Source organism: Rhodopirellula sp. JB055, from assembly GCF_043100905.1.
Taxonomy (GTDB): domain Bacteria; phylum Planctomycetota; class Planctomycetia; order Pirellulales; family Pirellulaceae; genus Rhodopirellula.
The window spans coordinates 1-5,536 of sequence record NZ_JBICHO010000356.1 but is presented as its reverse complement, the minus strand read 5'-3'; the positions used below and the strand labels follow the sequence as shown (position 1 = coordinate 5,536).

The 5,536-nt window shown below is 56.1% G+C and carries 3 protein-coding genes and 1 pseudogene; all 4 read left to right on the top strand.

Annotated elements, in window-relative coordinates:
• Positions 1-190: pseudogene (locus tag ACF8AM_RS14165) on the top strand (squalene--hopene cyclase); the annotation flags it as partial.
• Positions 187-3,129: a TlpA family protein disulfide reductase gene (locus ACF8AM_RS14160; protein ID WP_392556258.1), complete on the top strand. Its 2,943-nt coding sequence runs from the start codon at positions 187-189 to the stop codon at positions 3,127-3,129. The pseudogene ACF8AM_RS14165 and the gene ACF8AM_RS14160, both read left to right, overlap by 4 nt.
• Before the next feature lie 266 nt (positions 3,130-3,395).
• Positions 3,396-3,977, top strand: coding sequence for a sigma-70 family RNA polymerase sigma factor (locus ACF8AM_RS14155; protein WP_392556257.1), 582 nt, complete (start codon positions 3,396-3,398; stop codon positions 3,975-3,977).
• Complete coding sequence (locus ACF8AM_RS14150) at positions 3,974-5,440, top strand: serine/threonine-protein kinase (protein WP_392556256.1); 1,467 nt, start codon at positions 3,974-3,976, stop codon at positions 5,438-5,440. Before ACF8AM_RS14155 ends, ACF8AM_RS14150 begins: the two co-directional genes overlap by 4 nt.
• The last annotated feature ends 96 nt before the right edge of the window (positions 5,441-5,536 follow it).

Here is a 5,536-nt window from a genome sequence, read left to right as displayed (position 1 = left end):
AGCCCAAGCGTTGTTTCAGGGGGATGTCGAAGCTTGGGAAAAATGGAACAAGGAATTGATCCGCCAACTCAAGGCCAGCCAGAACGAAGACGGTAGCTTTTCAGGTAACTTTGGCCCCACCGTCGAAACCTCTTTGTCACTGCTAGCGATGGCGCTCAACTTCCGTTTCCTGCCGATCTACGAACGATGAAAATCTTGGAAAATCACGATCGCATGAAACGACCCACCACCGCGGCGAGAGTGTCCCTGATCTTGCTAATGGGCGTCTTTGGTTTCCTGAACCGGGCGTTGTGCACCCCACCATTGTTCGCGAATGACTTTTCCGGAATCCTGCGGCTGAACAATGGCGACCATGTGCAGGGTCATTTCGCTAAGTCGCAGATCAGCGAGGAAAAAACCCCGACCATCGTGAACTGGCAAAACGATGGGTTTGCCACACCGTTTTCCTTCCCCTTTGCGTCCTTGGCATCGGCCACGTTCCCGCCTCCCTCGGAAATCACCGCCACCCAAGGTCAGTTCGCACTGGAACTGCTCAACGGCGACCGCCTGTTCGGCGATATCGTCGAAGTGGGCGATCCATTGACCGTTTCACTCACCGGTGGCGAAACGTCGGAACTACCGCTCGCCATGGTTCGCCAGATCTTCCGCTGGGACGACAGTCGCGCCGTTGTCTTCCAAGGTCCCGGTTCACGTGATGAATGGGAGTCAAATGGTCGACTCGAAAGCTGGGTGGATTCCAAAGGCACGTTGGAAACCAGCACCTCGATGGCCACCATTTTCCGTGTCCTCCAGCTTCCGCGATTGGCTCGCGTCGAACTGGATATCGCCTGGGAAGGAAAACCAAACTTTGTCATCGCGATCGGCGTTGATCCAGAATCCCCCGAGAACACTTGGGCCGATGCATTCCATATCGAGGTTTGGGACGATGACATCGTCGCCGTTTGGGAAGACGGATCGCTAGCAGGAGTGGAATCGATCGCCAAGCTCAAAGAACTTGGCAACCGGTTGCAGGTGACATTGAAGATCGACCAGGCTGACCGCCAAGTGACGATCGAATCCATGCGCGGCGAAACCCTGACGCAGTACAAATTGCCGATCAAAACGCCGCGCATCACTCAGACCGGCATTTATTTCCGCAACATCGATGGCAACCTCCGAATCCGTTCCTTGCAAGTCCTGCACGCCACCGATCCGGCTCCAAAATCCAATGACACCGCTGAAGCGTCCACGAACACCGACGAAACCGGCGTCGAAACGTCGGTCCACCTGACCAACGGTGAGGCCTTCCAAGGTATCTGGAAAGGCATCGAGAATAACCTGTGGCAGTTCCAAGCAGGAGAAGAAGAACGCTCCATCCATGCCGATCAAATCATGGTCATGGATTTTGTTCAGAACGCCCCCGAAAAGGATTCGGAACCCGAACTTCCCAGCCTGGATCAATTGCAAATCCGCACCTTTGATGGGATGCGCCTGAGCGGCAGCCTGCAACAAATCGATGAGCGTTCGTTGCATGTGGTTGTCGAAGCAACAAATAGCGAAGTCGCAATTCCTATTTCCAGCATCGACACGATCGATTTCCAAGCATCCACGCCAAGCGTCCCTTCGCTCAAAGGGCAAATGCGTCTGGAACTGGACGGCACGCGACTTCACGGCCGCTTGCTTGTCGCGGAACCGGATACCAAGCCCCCGGCTCTTCGGTTCGAACCGGTGGCCACCACGCCTACGGTCATGCGTCCTGACATCAAAGGCAAATTGATTCTGCGTCCGAAAGTGGAAACGACTAAATCGGCGACAGAGCTTCGCATCGAGAGACTACAGAAACTTCGGCAAGCAGCGCAAAAACAAAACGGCTTGCAAAAGGCCAAACAAAGAGGCGTCGTTGCCCAAGCGGCACCTCAGCGAGGCGTTTGGAATGTCTTCAGCAAAGTCTTCGATCCCAAAGCGAGCCTGAAGGCCGTCGCCGGCAAACCGATCTACCTGAAAACCGGGGAAGTCATTCCTGGCAAAGTGATTTCGATCGACGAAAACGAGATCATCTTCGAATCAGGAATGACCCAAAAAACCAAGCTGCCTCGTGAACAAATCCGTGCGATTCATTTGAACTCGAACGGATCCGAACCGGTCATCGATGAACAAGAACGCGAGCGATTGCTCACCGTTCCACGCAATCGAAAGAACAGCCCGCCAACTCACCTCTTGATTGCCAACAACGGCGACATGATGCGTTGCCGATTGGTGAGTCTGACGAAAGAGACCGCCGAAGTCGAATCTCGCTTGGAAACGATCACCATCCCACGCAACGTCATCTCACAAATCATTTGGTTGAAGCCGCCGGTCGCCCCCGATGAGGCAGAAAAACAATCCGGCGAGGATGAATCTCAAAAGACTGCAGCCAAGGAAACAGGCGACGATTCGGATGAATTGACAGTGCAAGGCAAGATGCTCGATGGCAATCGTTTGTCCTTGGTGCCCGCGAGCGTTATCAATCAAACGCTGATCGGCGAGAACTTTTTCCTCGGTCCAATTCGTCTTCCGCTTGCCAATTGCGAAGAACTTTATCTCGGCGTTCAAAACGACTTTGAATTGGCGGATGACCCGCACGCGATTTGGCAACTCGTGAATGCCCCTGAACCGATCATCGGCGACTCCGGTGGTGGGGACGATTCAATGGCTGGCACTCGGTCTCCTTTGGTGGGCAACCCTGCTCCAGACTTCAAACTCAAAACACTCGATGGCAAACCGTTCCGCATCGCCGATCAAACCGGCCGAACACTGGTCCTGGATTTTTGGGCGACTTGGTGCGGCCCGTGCATGCAAGCCATGCCGGTGATCGAGGAAGCCGTTGCCGAATTCGATCCCGAACAAGTCCGTTTGGTCGCGGTCAACTTGCAAGAAAGTGCGGAAGACATCCGCAACACGCTCGACCGAATCGGTGTCAGCCCCGAAGTCGTGCTGGACATCGACGGTGTCGCGGCGGGACGCTACCAAGCCAACGCGATTCCTCAGACAGTCGTGATCGACGCAGAAGGCACCGTGACGCGAGTTTTCGTCGGTGGTGGATCGAAGCTGGGTGAACAATTGTCCGACGCGATTCGCGAAACTTTGGGCGAACCAACGAAACAAAACTGAGTTCGCAAAAAAATTTTTTCGACAGGCGTGAGATTCTCACTCGATGGAGGACTGTTCTTGATAGGAACGTTCACGTCGCGGAGCTCGTCAACGCCTTGTCGAGTCAGTTACGTTTCAGCGTTTAGTAATGAGCCGATGCGCGATCGGCCCCGGTCAAAAGTGTAGAAACCGGGGCTATCGCCCATCGGCTCAATGGATCAACGAACCGTCATGGGTTTCGTTAATCGTCAATCAGATGCGGCTTTTCTTTTCGGCGGTCCCCAGCCATGCATTCTCCCGAAACACGACCGAGCTTGATCGTTCGATTGGGCGGTGCGGCAGACCAATCGGCTTGGTGGTCGTTTGTGGAAACCTACGAACCGTTTCTCAAGCACCTGGTCGCACGGCATGGAACGCCCCCGTCGCACGTCGCCGACGTCACCCAGCAAGTCCTGATCTCGATCGCACGCAGCATTGACGGGTTCTCTGAAGACGGTAAAGACGCGTCGTTCCGGCGTTGGGTCCACCAGGTCTCCCGCAACGTCGTCATCAAGTACATGGCTCGCCAGCGAAAACAGATCTCCGGGCAAGGCGGCACGGACGCACTGTTGCAACTCGACCAACAACCCGCCATCGATGATCCCACGTTGGAGGATCAGTACCAACATGAACTGATTGTCTGGGCCGCCGAGAAAGTCCGCTCCGAATTTGCCCCGACAAGCTGGAAAGCGTTTTGGCGCACGATGATCGAAGGCCGACCGGTTGCGGAGATCGCTGGAGAGCTCGACGTCTCCGCCGGCAGCATTTACATGTCGCGTTCCCGCATCCTGCGTCGCATCCGAGTGGTTCTCGATGAGGTGATGCAGTGAAAACCCAACACCCCAGCGACGACGTCCTGCGATTGGTGCTCGACGAACACGCCGATGCGCAGACCGACGAAGACGTCACCTCACACCTTGATGAATGCGAACTCTGTCAGAAGCGGATCGAGCGGTTTGCCGAGTCCTCCCACGCCATTCGTGAATCGCTAAGGCGTGAAACCATGTCGGGCAGCCTCGCGCTCGACACACCCAAGTTGGCTGAACCCACCGAGACCGCTTGGTTGGCCGATTTCGCGGTTTCGTTTCTGCAGCCAACCGACCAACCTGACGCCATTGGCAAACTTGGTGAGTTCGAAGTCCAGTCGGTGATCGGGCACGGCGGGATGGGGATTGTGCTGAAGGGTTTTCAGCCAGAACTGAATCGCCCGGTGGCCATCAAAGTCATGTCGCCGCACTTGGCCTCGATTGGAACGGCTCGCAAGCGTTTTCTTCGTGAGGCACAAGCGACCGCGGCGATCGTGCATCCCAACGTGATGCCCATTTTGTCCGTCAGTGAATCCGCCACCCTGCCCTACTTGGTCATGCCGTTTGTGGCGTGCCGGACACTGCAACAACGCATCGACGCCGAGGGTCCGCTGCCGCTCACCGATGTGCTGCGGATCGGTATCCAAGTCGCCGCAGCGCTCGCTGCCGCCCATCGTCAAGGATTGGTGCATCGCGACGTGAAGCCCGCCAACATTCTGATCGAACCCGCCGTCGACCGAACGATGTTGACCGACTTTGGTTTGGCCCGCGCCGCCGATGATGTAACCGTCACACGCTCCGGCGTGATCGCAGGAACGCCCCAGTACATGTCACCTGAACAAGCACGTGGTGAATCGGTCGATGCTCGCAGCGATCTGTTTGCACTCGGGTGTGTTCTGTACGCGATGGCAACGGGACGTCCGCCCTTTCGTTCGGAAACCAGCTACGGAATCCTGCGCCGGATCACAGATCATCCTCATCGTCCGATGCGGGAAAGCCAAGCGAGTGTTCCGGTTTGGATGGACCACTTGGTCGATCAATTGCTTCGCAAGGACGCACGAAATCGAATCAGCAGCGCCGAAGAAACGCAGCGTCTGCTGGAAGCCTGCTTGGCCCACGTGCAACAACCCAGCATCCCTCTTCCGAGCGAAGTGATGGCATCGAAAAGACCCTACATCCGTCTCGCAATTTTACTGACGGTTCTCGTCGCGGCTTCCATCCCGTTGGCGGCGATCAATCTTTGGAACCGATCGAGAACAACGAAACCGCCGGTCATTGCTACACGCCCCGCCAGCCATCCGTCCTCGACTCCGTCCGAAGCGAATGGTCCCGACTTTGCCCTTGCGGCTCCGATCACCGAATCAGTTTGGGACGAACCGACAAAGAACGAAACCACCTCGCTGGCCGAGATCGACTCCCAACTCGAATCGATCCAGATGCAGATTGAATCGCTACAAAGAAGCCTTGAGGTCAAGGAACAACCGTGAATGTATCGTCCCCGCTTCACAGGATTGAGCGGAGATGTCGTGCAGCGTTCAAACGCCGTTTCGCCAAGCGTTTCTCATCACCCTCCCGCTGGGAGG